The 24,510-nt window shown below is 72.1% G+C and carries 19 protein-coding genes and 1 tRNA gene; 9 read left to right on the forward strand and 11 right to left on the reverse strand.

The annotated features are described in order from the left end of the window. Positions 1-37 precede the first annotated feature (37 nt). Entirely contained in the window at positions 38-250 is a 213-nt protein-coding gene (locus ACLIRP_RS00590; RefSeq protein ID WP_412062007.1) for a hypothetical protein, read from the forward strand. Positions 251-285: 35 nt separating this feature from the next. On the opposite strand, the gene ACLIRP_RS00595 is transcribed toward ACLIRP_RS00590, so the two are convergent. Beyond that, positions 286-807 (reverse strand): ComEA family DNA-binding protein, encoded by a 522-nt coding sequence (locus ACLIRP_RS00595; protein WP_412062008.1) that lies wholly within the window; start codon positions 805-807, stop codon positions 286-288. A gap of 168 nt (positions 808-975) precedes the next feature. On the opposite strand from ACLIRP_RS00595, the gene ACLIRP_RS00600 reads away from it, so the two are divergent. From ACLIRP_RS00600 to ACLIRP_RS00620, 5 genes are all read left to right on the forward strand, one after another. Then, positions 976-2,358, forward strand: a complete 1,383-nt coding sequence (locus ACLIRP_RS00600; protein ID WP_412062009.1) for an MBL fold metallo-hydrolase — start codon at positions 976-978, stop codon at positions 2,356-2,358. A 94-nt stretch (positions 2,359-2,452) separates the two neighbouring features. Next, on the forward strand, positions 2,453-2,932 hold the full coding sequence (locus tag ACLIRP_RS00605; protein WP_412062010.1) for a PaaI family thioesterase: 480 nt from the start codon (positions 2,453-2,455) through the stop codon (positions 2,930-2,932). Positions 2,933-2,995: 63 nt separating this feature from the next. After that, the gene (locus tag ACLIRP_RS00610) at positions 2,996-3,562 is read left to right on the forward strand and encodes a thioredoxin family protein (RefSeq protein ID WP_412062011.1); all 567 of its coding nucleotides are present in this window, start codon (positions 2,996-2,998) and stop codon (positions 3,560-3,562) included. A gap of 41 nt (positions 3,563-3,603) precedes the next feature. Further along, positions 3,604-4,134 carry a DsbA family protein gene (locus ACLIRP_RS00615; protein ID WP_412062012.1) on the forward strand — a complete coding sequence of 177 codons (531 nt, stop codon included), beginning with the start codon at positions 3,604-3,606 and terminating at the stop codon, positions 4,132-4,134. 523 nt (positions 4,135-4,657) lie between these two features. Then, entirely contained in the window at positions 4,658-6,082 is a 1,425-nt protein-coding gene (locus ACLIRP_RS00620) for an OmpA family protein (protein ID WP_412062013.1), read from the forward strand. Positions 6,083-6,208: 126 nt separating this feature from the next. Here ACLIRP_RS00620 and ACLIRP_RS00625 read toward each other — a convergent pair whose 3' ends face one another. The 5 genes from ACLIRP_RS00625 to ACLIRP_RS00645 form a co-directional block, all read right to left on the reverse strand. Then, entirely contained in the window at positions 6,209-8,479 is a 2,271-nt protein-coding gene (locus ACLIRP_RS00625) for a sodium-translocating pyrophosphatase (RefSeq protein ID WP_412062014.1), read from the reverse strand. A 38-nt stretch (positions 8,480-8,517) separates the two neighbouring features. After that, a complete protein-coding gene (gene pth, locus ACLIRP_RS00630) occupies positions 8,518-9,165 on the reverse strand; it encodes an aminoacyl-tRNA hydrolase (RefSeq protein WP_412062015.1) in 648 nt (215 codons plus the stop codon). A gap of 73 nt (positions 9,166-9,238) precedes the next feature. After that, complete coding sequence (locus ACLIRP_RS00635; RefSeq protein WP_412062016.1) at positions 9,239-9,880, reverse strand: 50S ribosomal protein L25; 642 nt, start codon at positions 9,878-9,880, stop codon at positions 9,239-9,241. 722 nt (positions 9,881-10,602) lie between these two features. Then, positions 10,603-11,586, reverse strand: a complete 984-nt coding sequence (locus ACLIRP_RS00640; protein ID WP_412062017.1) for a ribose-phosphate diphosphokinase — start codon at positions 11,584-11,586, stop codon at positions 10,603-10,605. 49 nt (positions 11,587-11,635) lie between these two features. Then, positions 11,636-11,706 (reverse strand) — tRNA-Gln (locus ACLIRP_RS00645). Between the two features lie 113 nt (positions 11,707-11,819). On the opposite strand from ACLIRP_RS00645, the gene ACLIRP_RS00650 reads away from it, so the two are divergent. Beyond that, positions 11,820-12,623 carry an aspartate/glutamate racemase family protein gene (locus tag ACLIRP_RS00650; RefSeq protein WP_412062018.1) on the forward strand — a complete coding sequence of 268 codons (804 nt, stop codon included), beginning with the start codon at positions 11,820-11,822 and terminating at the stop codon, positions 12,621-12,623. Between the two features lie 160 nt (positions 12,624-12,783). Here the strand turns inward: ACLIRP_RS00650 and ACLIRP_RS00655 are convergent, their stop codons facing one another. From ACLIRP_RS00655 to ACLIRP_RS00670, 4 genes are all read right to left on the reverse strand, one after another. Continuing rightward, positions 12,784-14,091 carry a T9SS type A sorting domain-containing protein gene (locus ACLIRP_RS00655; RefSeq protein WP_412062019.1) on the reverse strand — a complete coding sequence of 436 codons (1,308 nt, stop codon included), beginning with the start codon at positions 14,089-14,091 and terminating at the stop codon, positions 12,784-12,786. A 4-nt stretch (positions 14,092-14,095) separates the two neighbouring features. Next, entirely contained in the window at positions 14,096-15,856 is a 1,761-nt protein-coding gene (locus ACLIRP_RS00660; RefSeq protein WP_412062020.1) for a T9SS type A sorting domain-containing protein, read from the reverse strand. A gap of 1,168 nt (positions 15,857-17,024) precedes the next feature. After that, positions 17,025-17,978, reverse strand: coding sequence for a DUF4249 family protein (locus ACLIRP_RS00665; protein ID WP_412062021.1), 954 nt, complete (start codon positions 17,976-17,978; stop codon positions 17,025-17,027). A gap of 73 nt (positions 17,979-18,051) precedes the next feature. After that, on the reverse strand, positions 18,052-20,352 hold the full coding sequence (locus ACLIRP_RS00670; RefSeq protein ID WP_412062022.1) for a TonB-dependent receptor: 2,301 nt from the start codon (positions 20,350-20,352) through the stop codon (positions 18,052-18,054). Between the two features lie 418 nt (positions 20,353-20,770). Here ACLIRP_RS00670 and ACLIRP_RS00675 point away from each other — a divergent pair, with 418 nt between their 5' ends. Further along, complete coding sequence (locus ACLIRP_RS00675; protein ID WP_412062023.1) at positions 20,771-22,417, forward strand: sulfatase-like hydrolase/transferase; 1,647 nt, start codon at positions 20,771-20,773, stop codon at positions 22,415-22,417. Here ACLIRP_RS00675 and ACLIRP_RS00680 read toward each other — a convergent pair. Then, positions 22,401-22,787 carry a hypothetical protein gene (locus tag ACLIRP_RS00680; protein WP_412062024.1) on the reverse strand — a complete coding sequence of 129 codons (387 nt, stop codon included), beginning with the start codon at positions 22,785-22,787 and terminating at the stop codon, positions 22,401-22,403. The genes ACLIRP_RS00675 and ACLIRP_RS00680 overlap by 17 nt on opposite strands. A gap of 83 nt (positions 22,788-22,870) precedes the next feature. Between ACLIRP_RS00680 and ACLIRP_RS00685 the strand changes: the two genes are divergently transcribed. Further along, positions 22,871-24,481: a sulfatase-like hydrolase/transferase gene (locus ACLIRP_RS00685; RefSeq protein ID WP_412062025.1), complete on the forward strand. Its 1,611-nt coding sequence runs from the start codon at positions 22,871-22,873 to the stop codon at positions 24,479-24,481. The last annotated feature ends 29 nt before the right edge of the window (positions 24,482-24,510 follow it).

Here is a 24,510-nt window from a genome sequence, read left to right on the forward strand (position 1 = left end):
GGGCGAAACGGAATCCGGCGGGCCGGGTTCACGGCCCATGGACGACCGGATCTACCTCATCATCGCGGTGACCTTCTTCGGGTTCCTGGCGCTCGCGTTCGTCCTGCTGTTCCCGGTCTGGCGCTTCCTGCGCCGTCAGGAGCGGATGGCCGACGACTGGACGCCCGACGCCATCGCCCGCCGGCAGACGGCCGCGCGCGCCGCCCGCCCCGAGGCGCCGGACCCCGACGAGGACGCGCCCGCGCCCTGAGCCCCGCCGCCACCTGGGCCGCCCGCGCGACACGGCTACAGCCGCACCCAGGGGCGGAGCTGCTCGACCGTCTTCGGGCCGATCCCCCGGACCTCCGCCAGCTGGTCGGCGCTGCGGAAGGGGCCGTGCGCCCGGCGGTACTCGACGATCCGCCCCGCCAGTGCGGGCCCGATTCGAGGCAGCCGCTGCAAGTCCGCCTCCGACGCCGTGTTGACGTTCGTCGGGACCGGCGGGGGCTTGCCGGACCGCCGCGGTGCGGCGGCCCGCTCGACGGCCGCCTCCGCGACCTCGGCGGCTGCCGAGTCGCCCGCCGATTCGGACTCGGCTGCGGGCGCCGCCAGCGCGAGCGGGGCGGCGGGCGGAGCGGTCGTGTCGGCGGCGGCCGTGGCGAAGGCGGCGTCGGCGGCCGCGTAGAGGTCGGCTGGGACGGGCTGGACGCGGCCCTGTAGGTGCAGCGCGACCGCGCCGCCGACGAGGGCGATCAGGACGGCGAGGGCCGCCGAGCCTTCGGGCCCCGTCAGCCCCGTCCGGGTTTGCAGGCGGTAGAGCCAGCGCATCGCGCCAGGAGGCAGAGCCCCCATAGACCCGCGAGACCCCCCCCACATAACCTCGGCCCGCCGATTTCACAGACCGCCCGACGGCCGGGGCCCACCAAACTCACCGAAAGCGCAGAGCCGAGGCCCACACAGAGGGCTAGGCTTCGGTCGATACCGAAACCCCATCTGATGAAGTACATCTCCCTCGGCGACACGGACGAGATCGCCGCCTCCTGCCACCACCTCACGTTCGGGGGCACCGGCCTGATCCTGGACGCCGGCATGGACCCCGACAAGGACGGCTACGCGGCCGTCCCGCCGTTCGAGCTCTTGAAGAGCCGCCCGGTCGACCACGTCGTGATCACGCACGCGCACCACGACCACCTCGGCTCCCTCCCCGTCCTGTCGAAGGAGGTGCCCCACGCCCAGATCCACATGTCGCGCCCGACGGCGCTGCTGGCGGAGATGCTGCTCCCGTCGTCGGCGCGGCTGCAGAAGCGGCGCGTCCGCGAGGGCTCGACCACGACGGCGCCCGTGTTCGACGTCGAGATGGCCGAGGCGCTGAGCTACCTCTACGACACGCACCTGCTCGACACGCCGTTCGACCTGCGCGGGCACAAGGCGGAGGGCCCGCTCGCGGGCACGTTCTACCACGCCAGCCACGTGCTCGGCGCGGTCGGCCTCATGATCGACGGGTACGACGGCGGCCAGCGCAAGCGGGTCTTCTACACGTCCGACACCAGCCTCCAGCCCCAGACCATCCTGCCCGAGGCCGACTACCCGGCCGGCCCCGTCGACGTGCTCCTGCTGGAGTCGACGCTCGGTGCCGACCCCGACGCGGAGACGACCTCGCGCAAGGCCGAGGAAAAGCGGCTCGGCCAGGCCATGGCCGACGTGCTCGAGGGCGGCGGCGTCGTGCTCCTGCCCGTCTTCGCGCTCGGCCGCAGCCAGGACATGCTGGCGCTGATCGACCGGTTCAAGCAGCGCGGCCTGCTCCCCGAGGACACGCCCGTCTACACCGCCGGCTCGATGCGCGGCGTCGCCGAGGTCTACGACAAGACGCGCGAGAGCACGCCCCGCCTCGACCCCGACTTCGAGGTCTACGGCGTCGATCAGGAGCGCTACCCGCGCACCCAGAAGCGCAAGAACGAGGCGCTCGCCAAGCCGGGCATCTTCGTGCTCACCTCGGGGATGCTCTTCGAGCGGACCCCGTCGTTCGACCTGGCTCGCCAGATCGTCTCCGACTCGCGCCACGGCATCTTTTTCGTTGGGTTCTCCAAGGAGGGCTCGCCGGGCGACCGGCTCCAGACCGCCGCCAGCAACGGCGGCTCGATGGTGTTCGACAGCGACGAGGGCCCGGTGTCCATCAAGGCGCGCATCGAGCGGTTCCGCTTTTCGGGCCACAGCCACCGCCAGGACCTCATCGCGGTCGTCGAGCACGTCAAGCCCCGCACCGTCATCCTGGTCCACGGCGAGACGGCGGCCAAGGAGTGGATGAAGGAGGCCATCGAGCGCGAGCACCCCGACGTCCGCGTGATCGTGCCCGAGCAGGGCGAGGAGATCGAGCTGTAACGCAACCTGAATGAGAAGAGGAGGGGACGAAAGGAGGAAAGGGGGCTCCACAGCGCAGCTTCTCCGCCTCTTCTCGTCATCTCACTGAACGAAGATGACCCCCGACCTCTCCGGCGACGCCGGCTGGCAACCCCTCGCGTCCTTCGCCACGGCGATGGGGACGGAGTCGTTCGTCTCGACCGACGACGGCGGCCGCATCCGCGTCCGCTACTACACCGACGACGCCGGCCGCGTTTGGGTGCGGGCCTGGTTCGGGCCCGGCGCCGAGGGCCCGCCCGGCCACACGCACGGCGGCGCGCTCGCGGCCCTCCTCGACGAGGCGATGGGCATGGCCGCGCTGGCGTCGGGCCGCATTGTGGTCGCCGCGCGGATCGAGGTCGACTTCCGGGCGCTCGTCCCGTTGGGCCACGTCGTCACCGCCGAGGTGGCGGTCGGCGAGGCCGTGGGCGTGAAGGTGCCCGTCCGCGCCGTGCTCCGCCGGGGCGAGACCGTCGTGTGCGAGGCGACCGGCCTGTTCGTGGAGGTGGGCCAGGAGGGCATGGGCGAGGCCGCCACGCGAGCCGGCCGGACGTAAGAGCGGGACCGCGTCGCCCGTCGGGCGTAGGTCCGGCCCCGCCCCGATCCCCTCCCGCTCTGCATGACCTCGCACCTCGCCACCGCCGCCGACCGCTCCGCCGACTGGGCCCGCGCCACCCCTTTCGAGCCCTGGCTCGCCGCCGCCGAGGACCTGGTCGAGCTGTGGACCTCCGCGTACGACCGCGCCCGCGTCTCCGACGACCTGGTCGCCCGTGTCGACGCGGTCCCCGGGGCGTGGAAGCTCCTGGTGATCACCGAGGACTGGTGCATCGACGCGACGACGACCGTCCCGCCGCTCGCGCGCCTCGCCGAGCTGGCGGAGTCGCTCGAGCTCCGCGTGCTCGACCGCGACGAGAACCTGCCGTTGATGGACGAGCACTTGACGAACGGCCGCGCGCGGTCCATCCCCGTCGCCATCGTGCTGGACCCGACGGGCACCGAGCGCGGCTGGTGGGGCCCCCGCCCGGCCGACCTCCAGGCCTGGTTCGAGGGGACGGGCGCCGAGATCGACAAGGACGAGCGCTACAAGGAGCTCCGCCGGTGGTACGCCCGCGACCGCGGCCAGAGCACGCTCGACGAGGTCGTCGCCCTCATCGAGGCCGCCAGCGGCTTCGGCGCCGTCGGCTAGCGCGCACCGCTTGCGTTTCCCAGCCTGTTCTCCCCCGACCGATGCCCCTGACGCCGCCCCTCTCCGACGCCGACCACCTCGCCGGGCCCGACGACGCGCTCGTCACGCTCGTCCAGTACGGCGACTTTGAGTGCCCGTACTCGAAGGACGTCCACGACATCGTGCGCGAGATCCGCGACAAGCACGCGTTGGGCGTGCGGTTCGTGTTTCGGCACTACCCGCTCCGCCCGCACCCGAACGCGCTCGCGGCCGCCGTCGCCGCCGAAGAGGCCGCGCGCCAGGGCGGCTTCTGGTTGCTCCACGACCGGATGTACGCGCACCAGCTGAGCCTGCGCCCGAGCGACCTCGCCGCGCATGCCGAAGCCGTCGGCCTGGACGGCGCGGCGGTCCGAAAGGCCGTCGACGCGAAGCAAGGTGCCGACGCGATCCTGGCCCAGAAAAAGGAGGCCGTCGCCGCCGGCGTCCGCACGACGCTGGGGCTGTGGATCGACGGCGAGTGGATCGAGGAGGACGACCTGGAAGAGGCGCTCGTCGAGCGCGTCATCAAGCCCCTCCACGCCGCCGGGCTCTGATCCGGATCGACCGGCCGGCGCCAGCCGGCCGCACATAAAAGGCGCCCGGCCTCGCGAGGAGGCCGGGCGCCGGGTCCGTCTGGCGGCGTGCGCGAGCGTGACTCTCCGCCGCGGCCGGGACCAGATCGGCGTCCTCCGGGGAACGGACCTGCGCGTCGTCCCAGGTCGCCGCGTCGCTCGGCTCGGCGTCTGCCACGAGCGGGCCCGTCAGAGCAGGGCTGTGGGAGGGCAGGCGCGCCGACATCGTCGCCTCTTCGCCAGGACAAGCCGCAGGGCCCTCTTAAATCAGCACAAGCTCGACTCGTCGTACGATCAGGAAGTCGTGCGCGGCGGCTGGCCTACGCCTATGCTCTTCCGGCAGCGCCGTCCGCCCGGATGGCGACCCCACGCCTTCCCTCGCCCATTCATGACGCGTCCTGCCCCCCGTTTCCAATCGTCCATCGTCCTCCTGTGGTGCGCGGCTCTGCTCCTGGGTTCCTCAGCACAGGCGCAGGTCGTCCGACCCAGCGACTCCCCCTATGTGATGCTTCGAGGGGCCGTGGTCGGCTACTTCGGAGATCTCAAGGGGGAGGCCTATCGCGAGCCCGATGGGGCCAACACGGGAGTCGGCGGCGAGATCGGCTACCGGTTCGGTGAGACCCTCTCGGTCGCCCTTGCGGGCTGGTACCACGACATCCCGGCGCTCAACGACGGCTTCCGCTTCGGCGGACGGGACAACGTGCAGGGCGGCGAGGCCGTCCAACTGCAAGCACTCTTCCGCTACCTGCCGTTCGAGTCGTGGAGGGCCGCGCCCGTTGTCGAGGTCGGCGGCGCCCTCGTCTTCGGCCAGGGCACCGAGAACGAGCGCGACCCCGCCGGCGACCCCGACCAGGGCGTGCTCGGCTATGGCCCCGTGGTCGGCGTGGGCGTCGACATCTCGCTGACCCCGCAGGTCTCGCTGTTCCTCGCGGGCCAGACGACCATCGTCTTCCCCGACGTCGCGCTCGACGGCGCCGACCCGAGCTCCTTCGGCCTCGTTGCGGACAACGCGGGCTACGACATGCTCGCGAGCCTCGGCGGTGGCCTCAGCTTCGCGTTCCGCCCGCCCTACACGGCGGTCGCGATCCAGAGCCTGGAGTGCCCGTCCGACCTTGAGACCGGTGAGTCGGGCTCCTTCATGATGGTGACCAACGACGACGCTACGGCGCCGGTCGCCACGGCCTGGCAGTGGGGCGACGGGTCGGCCGGCTCCGGCACGACGGCCTCGCACGCGTTCTCGGCTCCGGGTGCGTACACCGCGACGGCGACGGTGGCGAACGTGGGCGGCGAGGACTCGGAGTCCTGCCTGATCGCCGTCACGGACCCGCCGGTCCCGGCCAGCCTTGCTGGCTGCCGTGCCTCCGCCACTCAGGTTGTCACCGGGGAGCAGGTCACCGTCAGCGCCACCCCCACCGACGCGGAGACAGTCTCGATCGACTTTGGCGACGGCGCGTCGACCTCGACGCTCCCGGCCGACCACGCCTACAGCGACACCGGCGTCTACACGGTCACCGTCACGGCGACCAACCCGGTCGGCTCCGATACGTGTACGGTGAGTGTGACCGTCGCCGACGCCTTCTGTGCCACTCTCAGCGAGCTCGACCCGATGTCCTTCGGCGACGGCGCCACGATGCTCACTGACGAGGGCCGGAGCCAGATGATGGAGAACATCGGAGCCCTCCACCGCTGCTCGGATATCTGTGTGACGATCAACGGCTACTCGGACGGCGCCGAGCCGGGCGATGCGCTTCAGATCTCGCAAGACCGTGCCAATGCGGTCTTCGATTACTACGTGTCCCAGGGCATCGACGCGGACCGCTTCCGGGCGGTCGGCCGCGGTGCCGACGCGGACTCGACGGAGGACCCGGGCACGGGCGACAGCCATGCCCGCCGCGCCGACTCGATTCCGTCGTCTTGCGCTAGCTTTTAGCCGGACCAAGCCGCTCCCCCTCTCCGCCTCGGCGCCGAGGTGGACGGTCTCGGGGGCGAGCCCAAAAAGGCGCCCGGCCTCGCGAGGAGACCGGGCGCCTGAATCGTCTGACGGGTATCGCGAGCGCTACTGCGCGGCGACGGCCGGGACCGTCTCGACGGCCGGGACCAGCTCGACGGCGTCCGACTCGACGTCCGCTGCGGCGGCGTCGCCCAAGTCGGCGTCCTCGAGCTCCAGGCGGTCGTTCAGCTCCGTCTCCACCACGTCGCCCGTCCCGGCGATGAGCGGCGCGATGACGAGGGCCACGACCGAGATCAGCTTGACCAGGATGTTGAGCGACGGGCCCGAGGTGTCCTTGAGCGGGTCGCCGACCGTGTCGCCGACGACGGCGGCCTTGTGGACGTCCGAGCCCTTGCCGTAGGTCACGCCGTCGAACTCGACGCCGCCCTCGATGCGCTTCTTCGCGTTGTCCCAGGCGCCGCCGGCGTTCGACTGGAAGATGGCCATGAGCACGCCCGTGACCGTCACGCCGACGAGCAGGCCGCCCAGCATGTTCTTGTCGTAGAACCCGACGGCCACCGGCACGACGACCGCGAGCACGCCCGGCAGGATCATCTCCCGGAGCGCGGCCTTGGTCGAGATGTCGACGCAGCGCGCGTGGTCGGCCTTGGCCGTGCCCTCGCGCAAGCCGGGGATCTCGGCGAACTGGCGGCCGACCTCCTTGATCATGTCGCCCGCGGCGCGGCCGACGGCGTTCATGGCCATGGCCGAGAACACGAACGGCAGCATGCCGCCGATCAGGACGCCGGCCAGGATGCGCGGGTCGGCCACGTTGATGGCCTCGATGCCCGCCTGCTGCATGAACGCGGCGAACAGGGCGAGGGCCGTGAGCGCGGCCGAGCCGATCGCGAAGCCCTTGCCGATCGCGGCCGTCGTGTTGCCGACCGCGTCGAGCAGGTCGGTCCGCTCGCGGACCTCCGGGGGCAGGTCGGCCATCTCGGCGATGCCGCCGGCGTTGTCCGAGATCGGGCCGTAGGCGTCGACGGCGAGCTGGATGCCCGTGACGGACAGCATGCCCAGCGCCGCGATCGCGATGCCGTACAGGCCGGCGAACGAGAACGCGCCGATGATGGCGAGCGCGAGCACGATGGTCGGCAGGCCGGTCGAGTACATCCCGACGCCGAGGCCCGAGATGATGTTGGTCGCCGCGCCCGTCACCGACGCCTTGGCGATGTTGGTCACCGGCGTCGTGTGGGTCGCCGTGTAGTACTCGGTGATGAGCCCGATCGCCGTGCCGGCCGCCAGGCCGATGACCACGGCGATGAAGACGCCGAACGACGTGTACGTGAACGTGCCGACGATGGGCGTCGTGGCCGTGAACTCGGACGGCAGCATGAACGCGATGATGAAGTAGCTCAGGACGGCCATGAGCCCGGCCGCGCCGAACTCGCCGATGTTGAGCGCGCGCTGCGGGTTGCCGCCCTCCTTCACCTTGACGAAGAACGAGCCGGCGATGGAGACCAGGATCCCGACCGCCGCGACGACGAGCGGGAGCAGGATGGCGCCGAGCGCCATGCCGTCGGCGTCGATGAGCGCCGTCGCGAAGGCCGCGCCGAGCACCATCGCGCCGATGATCGAGCCGACGTACGACTCGAACAGGTCGGCGCCCATGCCGGCCACGTCGCCCACGTTGTCGCCCACGTTGTCGGCGATCGTCGCCGGGTTGCGCGGGTCGTCCTCGGGGATCCCCTCGTAGACCTTGCCGGCGAGGTCGGCGCCGACGTCGGCCGCCTTCGTGTAGATGCCGCCGCCGACGCGCGCGAAGAGAGCGATCGAGCTCGCGCCGAGCGAGAAGCCCGCGAGCACGTTGAGCGCGCGCGTGACCTCCAGGCCGTCGAGCCCGGCGACCGTGTTCGTGTCGAACAGGCCGGAGTACACGACGAACAGGCCGCCGAGCCCGAGCAGGCCGAGGCCCACGACCGACAGGCCCATCACCAGGCCGCCTGAGAAGGCGACGTTGAGCGCGCCGCCGAGCGAGGTCCGCGCGGCGTTCGTGGTGCGGACGTTGGCCTTGGTCGCCACGCGCATCCCGAAAAAGCCCGCCAGCCCGGAGCACAGCGCGCCGATGATGAACGAGAGCGCGATGAGCGGCGACGAGTCCTCGCGGCTGAAGTTGGCCAGGAAGAGGAGCGCGGCCACGACGACCACGAAGACGGCCAGCACGCGGTACTCGCGGCGCAGGAAGGCGCTGGCGCCCTCCTGGATGTCGTTGGCGATCTCCGCCATCCGGTCGGTGCCGACCGGCTGAGCGTTGACCCAGCGGGATCGGGTAAAGGCGTAGCCCAGGGCGATGAGGCCCGCGAGGGGCACCATCAGGGCGAGAAGGTTCGGGTCCATGGTGTGTGTGTGTGCGAGCAAATGGCGGCCGCCGCGGCTTAGCGCCGGTTGTGCCGGTTCATGGCAGCGTCGAGCCCGTGTCGCGCGAACGTGAGCGACGCGTCGGCGGCGGCCTCGAGGGCCGCGTCGAGCGCGTCGCGTTCATCGTCGTCGAACGGGGACAGGACGAAGTCGACCTGGCCGCCACTCGGGAAACTATTTCCGACACCTACACGCAATCGGGGAAACTCGGTGGATCCCACCGCATCGATGACGCTCCGGATGCCGTTGTGGCCCCCGTGCGAGCCCTTGCCCCGGATCCGGAGCGCGCCGAGCGGGAGGGCGAGGTCGTCGTAGACGACCAGCATCTCGGCCGGCGCCAGCCCGTAGCGGTCGAGGAGCGCGCCGACGGCCTGGCCGCTCCGGTTCATCCAGGTCAGCGGCCGGGCGACGGCGACCACGGGCGGGCTCGCGTCCGGGGCCTCCGGATCGGGCGGAACCACGGCCTCGGCGACGAACGCCTGGGCGGCCTCGGCGTCGAGCGCCACGCCCAGCCGCGCCGCCAGCCGGTCGACCACCATGAACCCGGCGTTGTGGCGCGTGCCCACGTAGTCGGGGCCCGGGTTGCCGAGCCCGACGATCAGGCGCGTGGCCGCGAGCGCGGGCGGCGGGGGAGCGGTGCCGAAGAGGCGGGACAGCCAGGACATGGGGGGCGCTGTAAAACGAGCGTAGGGGCACGGCGGCGGGCCGTGCCCCTACGGGAGCGGGTCGGGCGGAGGCTTAGGCCTCGTCGCCCTCGGCCTCCTCGCCGTCGGCGGGGGCCTCCAGGCCCTCGGCCATCTCGGTCGACAGGGTCTCCTCCTCCTCGACGACGGCGATGCGCGGGACGGTCACCGTCGCGATCGTGCGCGAGAGCTCGGTCAGGATCTCGATGTCCTCGCCGAGGTTGAGCTCCTCGACGTGGATCGACTCGTTGACGTCCATGTTGGACACGTCGATCGAGATGTGGCCCGGGATGTCCTTGGGCAGCGCCCGGATCTCGAGCTCGTTGACCGGCTGCGACAGGATGCCGCCGGCCTTGACGCCGCGGGGCGCGCCCTCGAGGCGGATCGGGACCACCATCGTCAGGAGCTCGCCGGCGGTCAGCGCCAGGAAGTCGGCGTGGATCGGCGTGTCGGTGACCGGGTGGAAGTCGACGTGCTTGAGGATGGCCTCGTGCTCGCCGCCGCCGGCGGTCAGCGCCACGCGGTAGGTCTCCGTGGTGAAGATCAGCGGGCGGAGCGCCAGCGTCTCGACGGCGAAGTGGACGGGCTCGGTGTGGGAGCCGTAGAGGACACACGGGACGAGGCCCTCGCGGCGGACGGCCTTGGTGGCGGCCTTGCCGGTCTCGCGCGCTTGCGTGTCGAGCGTGATGGACTGCATGAGTTCGGGGTCGGGGTGCCGGCCGCACGACAGTACGCGGCCCGGAACCCGGAGCCTAGCCACCGATCGGGGGCCGCAACCGCGACAAATCTGAGAAGAGGCATCCGTCGGCGACAGCCCGACCCCGGCTTCCGGCCGCCGCCCTCATCCGAGGGCGGGGCCGCTACGTCCTGTCGCTCCGCTTCATCCAACGTCATCCCGAACGCACGCGAGGGATCTCAGCAGGAGGTCTCAACTCGTAGGGGGGGCAGGCGAGGCGAGGGGCTCACGCTGAGATCCCTCGTCGCTCCGCTTCCCTCGGGATGACGCTGTAGGGCGGTTTCGAGCCAGCACTTAGCGGCCCTGCTCATCCGAGGGGGCCTCTCCGTGTGTGGCGCCCCGCTCGGAACCGACCTGCACGCTGCTCGCGGAGTCCCCCCTCCCGAAGTGAGGAGGGGAACAACCCGAAGGGTCGGCAAAGCCAAGGGGGAGGCGAGTTGCTGGGGCCAGCCGGTCCGCTTGCGCGAGCCTGCCTGTTGGCGCTGTGCCCGTCGCCCTCCCCCAGCCCCTCCCGTCCGGGAGGGGAGGTCAGGGCGTGGGGCTCGCGCAAGCTCCACCTACGGCGTCCCCTCTCCCCTCGGGAGAGGGACAGCCGAAGGCCGGCGCCAGCCAACGCGCAGCGTCGGCGAAGCCAGGGTGAGGGTATCCGTTGCTGGCCCAAGCGTCTACCCGCGCCGCGCCGATCAGTCCACGAACAGCGTCGAGATCGACTCGTCCTTCTCGATCCGGTTAATGGCGTCGGCGAAGATGGGGGCGACCGAGATCACCTCCAGCTTGTCGATCCGGCGTTGGAGCGGGACCGAGTCCGTCACGATGAGCCGGCTCAGCGGGCTCGCCTCGATGCGGTCGAGCGCGGGGCCCGAGAGCAGGGGGTGCGTGCAGAACGCCTGCACGTCGAGCGCGCCGGCCTCCGCGAGCGCCTTGGCCCCCGAGGTCAGCGTGCCCGCCGTGTCGCACAGGTCGTCGATCAGCAGGCAGTTCTTGCCCTCGACCGACCCGATGATGTTCATGACCTCGGCGACGTTCGCCTCCGGCCGCCGCTTGTCGATCAGCGCCAGCCCGGCGCCGAGGCGCTTGGCATACGCCCGGGCGATCTTCGAGGCGCCCACGTCCGGCGCGACGACCACCAGGTTGTCGCGGAAGGCGCGCGCCGACTGCCCGTTCGTGACGGCGCCCTCGGCGAGCGTGTTCGCGTCGAGCCACTGCTCGAAGACGGCGCTGCCGTACAGGTGGTCGACGGGGATGTCGAAAAAGCCCTGGATCTGGGCCGCGTGGAGGTCCATCGTGAGCACGCGGTCGACGCCGGCCTCCTCGAGCATCTGGGCGATCATCTTGGCCGCGATGCTCACGCGCGGCTGGTCCTTGCGGTCCTGCCGGGCGTACCCGAAGTACGGGATGACCGCCGTGATCCGCGCCGCCGACGCCCGCCGGGCCGCGTCGATCATCAGGAACAGCTCCATCCAGTGGTCCGCCGGCGGCGGCGTCGACTGGACGATGAACAGGTCGGTCCCCCGGATCGACTCCTCGTAGCGGACGTAGATCTCGCCGTCGGAGAAGTTGCGGAGCGTGACGTCGCCGAGCGACCACCCGCCGGCCTCGGCGATGCCCCGGGCGAGCGCCGGGTTCGAGCGGCCGGCGAAGATCGAGACGGGGAGGGCGGTCGACATGGCGGGGCGCAAAAGGGGACCAGCGGCGGCGCCCCGGCGGGACGCAGGGTTGCCCCAGGAGGACTCGAACCTCCACAACCACTTCCAAAGAGTGGTGTGCTGCCATTACACCATGGGGCAAGCGCGGCGCGGGCGGACCCGGCCGACGGTGCGAAACTACCGACTGCCCGGCCCCGCCGGCACCCCGACCGGCGCCCCGGCGTTGGTGGCGCCCCCTCTTGCCCCGCTCTTCATTGCCCGACCCCGCCCTCACCGCGCTCCACGGCGCCCCCTCGCCCGACGAGCGCGCCGCCATCGGCGTCCTCGGCGGCGTCGGCCCCTACGCCGGGCTCGACCTCGTCCGCGGCATCTTCGACGAGACCGACGCCGACAGCGACCAGACGCACCTCCCGGTCGCGCTCATCTCGTACCCCAACCGGATCCCCGACCGCGCGACCTGGCTGCGCGACCCGACGACCCCGAGCCCGGTCCCCGGCATGATGACCGTCTTGCGGCGCCTCGACGACGCCGGCTGCGCCGTCGCCGGCATCCCCTGCAACACCGCCCACGTCCCGGCCATCTTCGACCGCCTGCGCGAGGGCCTGCTGGCGGACGGCCGCGAGCTCGAGCTCGTCCACATCGTCGACGCCATCGTGGCCCGGCTCGCCGAAGTCGCCCCGGACGCTACGACCGTCGGCGTGCTCGCGACCTCGTCGTCGATCCAGAACCGGCTCCACGAGATCGGGCTCGAAGCGGCCGGGCTCCACGCCGTCGTGCCCGACGCCGCGCACCAGGCCGAGGTCGAGGGCGCCATCTACGACGACTGGGGCCTCAAGGCGCAGAGCCAGCCACCGACAGACCGCGCCCGCCAGGCCTTGCTCGACGCGACGGACCACCTGATCGGACAGGGCGCGCAGGCCGTTATCCTGGGCTGCACCGAGCTCCCGCTCGCGGTCCCCGAGCCCGACCGTGGCGGCGTCCCGTTCGTCAACTCGACGCGGGCCCTGTCGCGAGCCCTCATCCGCGCCAGCCACCCGGAGAAGCTCCGCCGCCCGTAGGCGTCGGCCCGCTTGCGCCATCCCCTCTGCTTGCGCCCGCCAGCTTGCGCCAGCCCCACCTAGATCGTCCCCTCTCCCCTGGGGAGAGGGACAGGGTGAGGGGTCGGCGAAGCCAGGGTGAGGGGTCGCATCACCGCCGACCTCCCGGCTTGCGCACGCCCTACCACGCCACCGCCAGCCCCGCGCTTGCGCTCGCGCCGTCCGCCCCCGTCACCTGCACCACGTACGCCCCCGGCGCCCACCCCGACGTGTCGACCTCGACGCGCCGCGCGCTGTCCCACGCGGCCACCTCCCGGCCGAGCGCGTCCACAATCGAAATCTGCACGGTTTGCGACACCTCGACCGTCGCACGGTCGGCGCTCGGGTTCGGGAAGACGGCCACCGACAGCGCTTGCCGGGCTGGCGCTGACTCCTCCGACACCGCCCACACCGGCGCCACCGTCCGGAACACCCCGCCGACCCGGCCCGGCACGCCCGGCGACAGCCGCCCCCCCGCCGCCGCCCACAGCCGGCCGTCCGGGCCCACCGCCATCGACTTCGGCACCGCCGACCACTCCGTCCACACCCGGCCCACGTCCGCCCACGTCGCGCCGCCGTCGACCGACCGCCACACCGGAAGGCCGTCCCGGCCGTCGTCGTCGCCGTACGTCTCGTAGAGGTAGAGCGCCCCGTCCGGCGCCGGCAGCAGCCGCGACGAGATCCCCGAGGTCCCCGGCGGCGGCGGCCCGAGCGACGCCCACGTGGCCCCGCCGTCGTCGGAGGCGTAGACCAGGAGCGGGCCGAGGTTCGCCCCCACCACCGCCACGACTCGGTCCGTCCCGGCCACCAGTGCCGCCGTGTCGGCGGCGTAGGCGAGCGGCCCGTAGAGCGCGGTCGGTGTCCATGTCTGGCCGTCGTCGGTCGAGTACGCGACGCCGTTGAACCCGGCGGCCACGATGGCCCCGGCCGGGGCGGCCGGCGAGGGCGGGACCTCGACGAACGCCGAGGTCGCGATCCCGTCGGCTCCGCCGCCGAGCCCGACGAAGGCCCACGTCGCCCCGCGGTCGGTCGAGCGGAGCCCGAGGGTCCCGGGCCCGCCCTGGTTGCCGGGCGTGCCGACGAGGAGCACGCCCGAGGCGAGCACGACGGGGTCGGAGTACGCGTCGCCGTCGACGACCCGGTCCCACGAGGCGCCCCCGTCGGCCGTCCGGAAGACGTCGCTCAATCGCCGAAACACGAGCGTGTCCGGGGCCACTCCAAGCAGGCCAGTCCCACGGAAATCGGCCCAGGACGCTTGGTCGAACGTGATCTCGCCAGGCCGCAAGACGTACGACTCGCTCCCGCGATGCTCGACAATGACAAGGGTGTCGCCGACGAAGCCCCCCCACCGGAGATCCTCGATCTCGCCGACCCGCTCCCACACGAGGGGCCCCGGCTGGGCTGCGGCGGTGGCGGCGAGAACGAGCGTGAGGAGAAGTGTGCGGGCCATGCGGCTAGCGGTGGACCGTGAACGTACGGACCGCCTGCCCGGCCCCCGCTGCGCGGACGAGGTACACCCCGGGCGCCCACTCGCCCGCGTCGAACGACACCTCGCGCACCCCCGGCTCCGCGTGACCGTCGAAGACGACCGCCACCTCCCGGCCCAGCACGTCGACCACCGAGATCCGGAGCGGCCCCTCGGCGGCGACGTGCACCGCGATCACCGTCCGGCCCGCCGTCGGGTTCGGCCGGGGCGCTCCCAGCATCGGCGCTGTCCGATCACTTGTGGGGGCTGCAACGACTGAAGCGCCCGCAGCAGGGGCCTCCGCGCCCGGGTACCGGAGCCGCAACTCGCGCATCGCCATCCTGACATCCGGCGCATCAGCCGCCGCTGGGTGGGCCCGGCCGAGGACCTCAAACGCCCTGTCCGGACGGTCGAGCGCCCCGTAGGCCAGGGCAGCCAGCACCGCTCCCTGTACGCCGTCCGCTCCGCCGAACCCCGCCAGCTTCTCCGCCGCTGCCAGCGCCGCCACATGGTCCTGCTGCCCCGCGTGCGCCACGGCCAGCGCCCGGTACGCCTCCGACGCGTCGGGCCCTCCCTCGTCGGCATGGGCCGCCAGGAGTGCGATCAAGCCCGCCGCCGACCGTGGGTCGTCAGACTGCGACGCCGCGCGGGCCGCCAGCCCGAGCGCCCGGCGGCGTACGTCCGCCCACTCCGGCCCCTTCCGCTCCAGCGACGACCGGACGTACGCCTCCACATGGCTCGTCTCCCCCATATCGCCCGCCGCCCGTGCCGCGTCGTACTCGGCCCGGTCCGCTGCGACGGCGTCGCCGCCCAGCGCCCCAGCCGCAGGCGTGCACGCCACCACGGCCCCCGCGCTCGGGGCTGAGAGGTACGGGCAGTAGTCGAACGTGCTCCCCGTCTCGACGACGCTCCGGACGAGGTCTGGGCCCGAGGGGTCGCCCCAGTACGCGTACTCGGCCGTGATGTCACTGGTGTACCGGGCCTCGACAAAACCACGCTCGCCCGTGACCGCCTGGACCCGGTTGTTCCGAGCGCCCTCCCCCTGGTCACTCCCTGCGAACGAATCGCCGTAGTTCCAGGCATCGAGCAACGCCAGCCGATTCGTCGGGAACGGGTGCTCCGTATGGTCCGGCCACCCGTGCCACACCAGTCCGTACGACTGCGCACTCGTCCCGTCCACGATCGTGTTGTTGCCCCAGGCATACACCCTCGACGAGCCCCCGTATCCCCACGACCCAACCGTCCCCTCGACCGTGCTCCCGGTCACGTTGATCCGGGCCCCCGCCGCGGCCATCACCTCTGTGCTCGTGTGCGGCGTCATAACCACATTTGAGAGTGTAGCGCGAGTATCGGAGCCCGTCGCCCACACCGCACTCACCTCCAGATCTTGGTCCGCAGGCTGCTGGACTCTGCCGGTGATCTCTACATCGTTCATCACAAGGCGGGCGTCCCGCGCGTAGATCGCCGCGCCGATCCCCGCCACCTCCTCAATCCGGACAGGCCCTCCGCGCCCGGTGAACCGCCCCTTCGCCCCGGGCTCCAGTCGGATCCCCGCCCACCCCAACGCGGGGTCGCTGGCCGTGAAGGCCCCCCCCTTGGCGCTGAACCCATCGGACTCGATCACTAGCCCCGTCCACGGCGCAAAGGCCAGCGTCGCGTCCCGCAACTTCGTCGTGTACCCCGCCGGCACCGTCAGGCTCGCCGGCACCTCCGCCGCCGCCACCACCTCGGCGTTCCGAATCAGCGTCACGTGAACATCCGCGACGCCTGACCCGCTGTGAACGTCGTCCGGCAGTCCGCCCGAGAGTACGACATGATGTTCGTCCCTGGCGGATCGTAGGGCCGGTCATTCTCGTCACGGTCGACTCCGGTGTATTCGCACAACGGTGGGGCTGTCCATTGATCGCCCTGAGTTGAGGGGTTTGCTGCGGTGTCTTCTACGTAGTCTCCACACTCGAAGCCACTGTCATCGGGGCCGTCCACCAACTCAGCACACGCATTGGGATCGTTTGACGCGGGGCCGCTCGTTCCGTTGAACGTGTGGTACAACCCCAGCGCGTGGCCCATCTCGTGGCCGAGTTCAACAAGCAGGGCTGTCGCTTCCGACGTGGGCACCGCAGGAGTAGGAGTCGGCCTCTCTCTACATTTTCCTCCGGGGGTATAGCCGAGGAAGATGGCTCCTCCGGGGATGTGCTCGGCTCGACCCCTGGCCAAAGGGTCGTACGACCTGCACCCTTGGCCTCCCTCCGGAGGCCCAATAAGTCCGAGGTACACATCGACCGCTTCGTTATGCCGATTTAATGCAAACATGGATTCAAAAGGAGTACTTCTTAAATCGGCAAGTTCAGAATCGTTAATTTCCGACACCCCGATCAAGTCAAATTCGATCCCCCAGGGTTCAAAATCGGACTCCATCCGTGCGAGGAGCGCGTCGACCTGAGCTATCGAAAGGCCCCCAGTCCCGTCGCTCTCCCGGGCCAAGTGGAGGTGGTACCGGATGGTCATCGAAGCCCCATCCGCAGGGATGTCGTACGGACCCTTCAGGATGGGCTGGGCGCTCACCCCCTGAGACGGCAGACTCACCGCCAGCGCCACCAGCGCCGCGAACGTCAATCGGAGAGGGCGGGAGAGAACAGACTTCGGAGCAGGCATGGCAGGGAGGGGTGCGTGAAGAGGCGTCCCCTCAGATACCCCGCCCCTGCTGCCCGACGATAGAGCACGGAACCCAGTCGCCCATGACTCGCGCACCATCCCCCCCCGATCTGCCCTTAGTCCCCAGTATGGTCGTCTGGCTACGTCTCCCGCCGTTTCCTCATCCGCCCCCATCCCCCTGTCCGCCCCGTCCGACGTACCGCCCCCTCGCGCCCCGCCCGCCTCGGACCCGGAGGTCGCAGATCCCGCGTGCGGGGCGGGCCGCCCTACTCCACGAGCGTCGTCTCGACGGTCACCCGCGCGAACGACCCGAACACCCCGAGTCCGCCCGCCACGTTCGTCGTCACGTTCGGGATCTCGCCCGGCGACAGCGTGCTCCCGCCGCCCTGCACCAGCTGGCTCTCGACGAACGCCTCCAGAGCCGCATCCACGGACACCAGCCGGATCGAGACCGGCCCGTAAAACCCGAACGCCAGCGTCGGCACCTGCACCAGGACCGTCCCGTCGCCGAGGTCCACGTACCCCGCCTCGTTGATCACCGGCGACGTGCCCACCGTCGCGCTCTCGCGCGGGTCCTCGTCGCAGACCACGCCCGGCCCGTCCTCGGCCGGGTCGCACCTCAGGAATCGCGTGTACGGCGGCGTCAGCCCGAACGTCCCCTCCGCCGGGCGGCTCCGGTACTTCGTGTCGCCCTCGACCACGATCTCCTCGAACGCGACAGGCGCGAGGGCGCGCGTCGAGATCACGAACGCCGTCTGCCGCGCGGGCGTCGAGGTCCGGTTGATCCGGACCTCCGGGCCCTGCCCCGCGCCGTAGACCGACACCGCCGGCGGGCCCTCGACGAGCGCCAGCGCGGGCGGCACCGTCGTCTCGGCCGTCAGCACCTCGTCGCCCGCCCGCACGTCGAGCCGGTACGTCCGCTGGGGGAGCACGTCCGCCGGCGTCGCCGGCGCATACGTCCCCGGCGTCCCGCTCGCGACGTACGGGTACACCGTCGTGACCGACCCGTCGGCCGCCAGCAGCGACACCGTGACGGTCGCGCCCGTCACCGCCAGCGCCGCCGGGTCGTAGCGCTCCAGCAGCGGCGCCGACTCCGTGAGCACGATCGCGGGCAGCGGCTCCTCCGCGCCGAGGTTGGCCGAGACCACGACCTGGGCCGTGAAGTCGTCGTCCGCGAACCCGTCGCAGCCGACGGCCGCGAGCAGGAGGGAGGCGAGCAAGGCGTATCGCATCGGTCCGAGAAAAGAGAAGAGGGACAGGGAGAAGAGGATCTACCGACAACCGACAACCGACTCACCGCCCGCCGCCGAAGGCCAGCGACAGCGACACATTCGGAAGAATCGGCAGCTGGCGCACCTCGCCGACCTCGACCGGGTTGGCGTCGAAGTCGTAGGTCACGAACCACAAGTTGCGGCGGTTGTACACGTTCACCAGCTGGAGCTGCAGCTCGTAGTCCGCGAACGACCACGCGCCGCGCTTGGTCGCGCCCACGTCGACGCGGTGGTAGGGCTGGAGGCGCGCCGTGTTGAGCCCGTTCGAGACCAGCACGGGCAGCGTGTCGTCCTGGAACGGCAGCCCCGTCGCCTCGAACACGCCGGCCGGCGTCGTGTAGGCCTGCCCCGTCGCGTACGCCCCGGCGACCGTCGCCTGCCAGCCGCGCCCGAGGTCGTATTGGGCGACCGCCGTCAGGTCGTGGAGGCGGTCGTACTTCGGCGGGAAGTAGCTCTGAAACGCCTCCGACTGGTCCGGGTACCGCCGCCGCGTCGCCCCGATCGTGTAGCCGACGAGCCCCGTCAGCCGGCCCAAGCCGCGCTCCAGCAAGAACTCCGCGCCGTAGGCGTAGCCCTCGCCAAAGCGGAACAGGCTCTGGTAGTCGAGCCCGGCCACGTCCTGGTTGTTGGGGTCGATGTCGAACAGGTCGCGCAGCGTCCGCCCGTAGACCTCGACGTCGAGCCGGTACGCCTCGCCGAGGTTCGTCTTGACGCCGAGCACGACCTGCTCCGACGCCTGCGGCGGCACGCCCACGCCCGTCGTCACCCAGGTGTCGAAGCCCGAGAACGCCTCGTTCGAGATCAGCGACAGGAACTGGTGGTAGCGCCCGGCCGCGAGCTGGACCACTAGGTCCTCGCCCATCGTGCGCTCGAGCTGCACCTGGGGCGAGAACCGGAGGTACGCCGAGCCGACCGGCGCCTGGGCGTCGAGCAGGTCGTCGGTCTCGCTCCGGAAGTACTCCGCGCGCACGCCGCCCGTGGCGATCCACTCGCCCGCGCGCACCTTGCCCTGCACGTAGCCCGAGGCGTAGCGCGAGGGGTTCTCGTAGTCGGTCTGCGTGTTGCCGTTGAAGCTGCTCGCGAGCCCCAGGGTCAAAAACCCGCCCCAGACGCCCGCGCGCGCCTCGAACCGCTCGTTCGGGAGCCACTCCACGTCCCCGCGCGCCGAGTAGTCGGTCAGCGTGTTCGGCCGCTCGAACTCGGTCCCGGCAAAGCTGCCGACGGGGTAGCTGAAGTAGCGGCTCGCCGTCAGGCGGAGCTGGGCGAACGCCGTGCCCGACAAGATCCGGTTGTAGGCGAGCGAGCCCGTCCGATTCCCGTAGTCGAGGTCGAACCGGGCGTCGTCGCCGAACGGCACGACGACCTTGTCGCGGCCGGCGTACGTCGCCAGCGACACGCGGTCGTTCGGCGTCAGGTCCAGGCTGACCTTTCCGTTCAGGTCGTAAAAGTAAAAACTCTCCGGGATGCCGTCCTGGTCGAGCTGCTCGCGCAGGACCGCCAGGAGGGGTTCCAGCGTCGAGCGCCGCGCGTTGAACGAGTACGAGCCCGACGCGCCGGCCGGCAGCGGCCCCTCCACGCCGACGCGGCTCGCGAGCAGGCCCAGGCTCAGCGAGCCGGCCGTGCTCCGCCGGTTCCCGTCCCGGTTGTACACGTCGACGACCGAGCCCAGCCGCCCGCCGTACGTGCTCGGGTACGCGCCCTTGTACAAGCGCACGTCCTTGATGGCCTCGGTGTTGAAGGTCGAGAAGAAGCCGAAAAAGTGGGTCGGGTTGTACACCGTCGTCCCGTCGAGCAGGATCAGCGTCTGGTCCGGCGACCCGCCCCGGATGTAGAGCGCCGACGAGAAGTCGCTCGACGCCTTGACGCCGGGCAACAGCTGGATCGAGCGGAAGAGGTCGGCCTCGAAGACCGTCGGCAGCGCCTCCACCAGATCGATCGACACGTTCGCCGTGCCCGGCGCGCGCTCCTCCTCGATGGGCTCCTCGGCCTCGACGACCACCTCGCCAGTCGTCACCCCGGCCGGCTGGAGGTCCAGATCCAGCCGCCGCGTCTCGCCCGGCGCCAGCGTCACCGTCCGCCGCAGCGGCTCGAAGCCGAGGTAGCTGGCGGTAACGGTCGTCTCGCCCGCGGGCAGGTTGCCGAGTGTGTAGAACCCCTGCACGTTCGTCGCCGCCCCGCGGCCAGTCGCCTCGATGGTCACCGTCGCCTGGATCAGCGTCTCGCCCGACGCGGCGTCGCGGACGAACCCGTTGAGCGTGGCGGGCTGCGCACCGGCGGCGGCGGCGAGCAAAAACGCCAGCGGGGCGAGGAGGAGTCGGCGCATCGAGTCGGGGGGAGAGCGGGCCGGCCGGGGTCGTCGCTCCCTGCCGCATGCCGGGGGGACGCCGCAACACGGCCCCTTGTTACCCATCGTCGGTGAACCCTCGGCAGAGCCCGCCGCTCCGCGGACGCGGGCGGTGGTACGCGCGACGAGTAGGAGACGAGAACGCCCACGAGGCGATGTGCGGTCGCATCGGGCCCGGCGTCCATCTCACGGCGACTGGCGACATCCCGGGCCGGGGAGCGGCGATCGGCTTGCGAGTGGTGGCCGGGGCGCACGGCGTGCGAGGGGGCATCGGCGACGCCCGGGCCGTGCTCGGTCGTCCGTTGAGCGCAGGCTCCGCATCGGCAGATGCGGTGGGAATCCCCTATGGGGATCCCTCGGCAGTGAGGGTAACCTCCGGCTTGCCGCCGTCGCCTCGATGTCCCTCCTGTTCGCGCTCGTTCTCCGCCTGCTCCTCGCCGCGGCGTCCGGGCCCGACGCGCCTCCGGCCGGGCTCGGCGACGGCCCCGACGTCATCGTCATTCTGGCCGACGACCTCGGCTTCGGGGACGTCGGCTACAACGGGTCCGAGATCGCCACGCCCGAGATCGACCGGCTGGCGGCCGAGGGCGTGGTCCTCGACCGGTTCTACGTCTCGCCATTGTGCTCGCCGTCGCGGGCGGGGCTCCTGACCGGGCGCTACCCGCTGCGCGCCGGGATCTCGGAGCCCATCACCCACACCGATACGGTTGGCCTCGCCCCCTACCAGAAGACGCTCGCCGACGACTTCCGCCGGGGCGGCTACGAGACGGCGGTCATCGGGAAGTGGCACCTCGGGACGGCCTGCCACCACCACCCGCTCCGCCACGGGTTCGACTCGTTCGTCGGGCTCATCGGGGGCGGGGCCAACTACTTCACGCGACGGACCTCGATCGGCTACGACTGGTGGCGGGACTACGCGCCCGAGCGCCCGGACGGCTACACGACGGACTTGCTGGCGGATGAGGCCGTCGCGCTCCTGTCTCGGCCGCGAGCGGGGCCGCTGTTCCTCTACCTCCCGTTCACCGCGCCCCACACGCCGCTCAACGCGCTCGACGAGGACCTCGCGGAGTACCCCGACCTCCCCGAGCCGCGCCGGACGTACGCGGCGATGGTCACGGCGCTCGACCGGGCCGTCGGCCGGGTCATGACGGCGGTCCAGGCGTCGGGCCGCCCGACGCTCGTGTGGTTCCTGTCCGACAACGGCGGCGTCGAGCGGTTCGGCGCGGACAACGGCCCGCTCCGCGGTAGGAAGGGGGGCACGCGCGAGGGCGGCATCCGAGTGCCGTCCGTCGTGTGGTACCCGCCGCTCGGCGTGCGGCGCGTCGACCACCCCGTGTGGTACCTCGACGTGGCCCCCACGCTCCACGGCCTCGCCGGCCTCCCGGCACCGGCCCGGCGGCTCGACGGGGCCGACCAGAGCGCCCAACTGGCCGGCGCCGCCGCGTCGTCGTCGCTCCTCGATCGCACGCTCGTGTCGCACCGTCGGCTGACCAACGGGGGGTACTGGACGGGCGCACAGTCGGCCCGTTGGAAGTACGTCGGGCGCGACCTCGGCGGGAGAGTCCGTCACGAGCTCTACGACCTCCTCGCCGACCCGGCGGAGACGTCGGACCTGGCCCGGACTCACCGCGACACCCTCCGGTCGCTTCAGCGCCAGGCCCAGCGGTACGGCGCCCGGACGCCGGCGTGGGCGTCCCACGACGTGTCGCTCACCGTCCGCCGGGTCCCGGATCTTTCCACGTGCGAGGCCGCCGCCCGGTCGGCCGTCCGGGCCGAGAGGGCCAGCGCGTCGGCAGGCCGCCGCGTGTGGGCGGTGCCGAACCCCGCCGCGGACCCCTCGATCGAGGTGAGCGGCCCCCCCGTCGATCGGGCGCGCGTCGACGTGTTCGACGTCCTCGGTCGCCGCGTCCAGACGCTCCACGACGGCCCCCTCGGCACCTCGGCCTCGTTCCGGCTCGGGGCCGAGGTGCCCCCGGGGGTGTACGTGGTTCGGGTGACGGAGCCCGCGGGCCCGACGATCTCCTCGTTCACCGTCGGCCGCTAGACGCTCGCGCACCGACTCCCCGGATCCGGTCGAGCGACGGCGGCGCGTCGACGCAGAACGACGACGAGTCGGCGACGAGCCGCCGGGGGTCACCGCTGGCGGGGTACCGCGAGACCGCCGTGCCCCGCGTCCACCGCAGCACGAGGGCCCCGTCCTCGACGGCCCAGGTGTGGACGGTGTCGCGGCGGACCGAGTCGGGGTGGGCGTAGCTCCACGCCATCTGGCCGTCGGGGTCGAGGCGGACGTAGGCCGTGGCGATCTCGGGCGCCGGGCAGACCTCGCGCCACGTCGTCCCGGCGAGGTCGGCGCGCACCAGTCGCGGGGCGCCGGCGCACGCGCCGAGGGCGAGGAGGAGGGCGAGAGGGCGCATAGCGTCAGTCTACGGCTCGGGTAGTAGGTGCCGCGTGCGCCGCGCGCCCGCTTCTACCTTGGCGCACCGATCCCGCCCGCGCCGTGTCCGTTCGCTCGCTCGCCGTCGCCCTGTGGGTCCTCGCCAGCGGCGTGGCGGCCCAGCCCGACGTCGTCGTGATCGTGGCCGACGACCTCGGGTTCGCCGACGTCGGCTACCACGGCTCCGACATCGAGACCCCGCACCTCGACGCGCTCGCGGGCCAGGGCGTCGTGCTCGACCGGTTCTACGTCTCGCCGCTGTGCTCCCCGTCGCGCGCGGGCTTGCTGACCGGGCGCTACCCGCTGCGCGCCGGCATCGCCGAGCCCGTCACGCACGCCGACACGACGGGCCTGGGCCCCGACATCGCCACGCTCGCCGACGACTTCCGGGCGGGCGGCTACGAGACGGCGGTCATCGGGAAGTGGCACCTCGGGACGGCCTGCCACCACCACCCGCTCCGCCACGGGTTCGACTCGTTCGTCGGGCTCGCCAGCGGCGGGGCCCACTACCTCACGCGTCAGACGGCCGTCGGCGTCGACTGGTGGCGGGGCTACCTCCCAGACCGCCCGGACGGGTACACGACGGACCTCATCGCGGCCGAGGCGGTCTACGCGCTGACCCGGCCCCGCGCGGGCCCGCTGTTCCTCTACCTCCCGTTCACCGCGCCCCACACGCCGCTCAACGCGCCCGACGAGGACCTCGCGGAGTACCCCGACCTCCCCGAGCCGCGCCGGACGTACGCGGCGATGGTCACGGCGCTCGACCGGGCCGTCGGCCGGGTGATGGCGGCGGTCCAGGCGAGCGGACGCCCGACGCTCGTGTGGTTCCTGTCCGACAACGGCGGCATCGAGCGGCACGGCGGCCGGAACGCCCCGCTGCGCGGCGAGAAGGGCCAGACGTACGAGGGCGGTGTCCGCGTCCCCTCCGTCGTGTGGTACCCGCCGTGGGGCGCGCGCGCCATCGACCACCCCGTGTGGTACCTCGACGTGGCGCCGACCGTGCTCGCGGCAGCCGGCCTCCCGGCACCGGCCCGTGCGCTCGACGGCGCCGACCTCGGGCCTCAGCTCGCCGGGGCCCCGTTCACCCAGCCCCTACTGGACCGCGTGCTGTACGCGTACCGCCGCAACGGGCCCGACGCCTCGTGGCTCGCCGCCCAGTCGGCGACGTGGAAGCTGGTCCAGCGCGCCGTCCGCGCGCGCGTCACGCGCGAGCTGTTCCGCATCGACCGCGACCCCGGCGAGACGGCCGACAGCGTGGCCGCCTACCCCGCCCTCGCCGACGCCCTGGCCGCCCAGGCCGAGGCCTACGCGGCGCTCACCCCGGTCGGCGCCGCGCACGACGTGACGCTCACCGTGAACCGGCCCCAGGACTTCTCGGGCTGCGACGGGGGCTCGCCTCCGCCGTCGGCGCCGGGCCCGAACGGCCGCTGGCTCCGGGCCACGCCCAACCCCGCCGCCGCCGGGCTGGCGGTCCGCGTCGGCGGCCTGCCCGCCGAGGGCGCCCGCGTCGAGGTCTTCGACGCCGTGGGCCGCCGCGTCCGCGTGCTCCACGACGGGCCGCTCGCGCCCGACCAGACGTTCCGCTCGGCGCCCGGCCTGCCCGCCGGTCTCTACCTCGTCCGCGTGACCGAGCCGGCGGGCGTCACCACGGCGCGCGTGACGGTCGGCCGGTAGCGGTGCCAAAAAAGACCGCCCCGCCAGCA

The organism is Rubrivirga halophila, assembly GCF_046845755.1.
Classification (GTDB): Bacteria; Bacteroidota; Rhodothermia; order Rhodothermales; family Rubricoccaceae; genus Rubrivirga.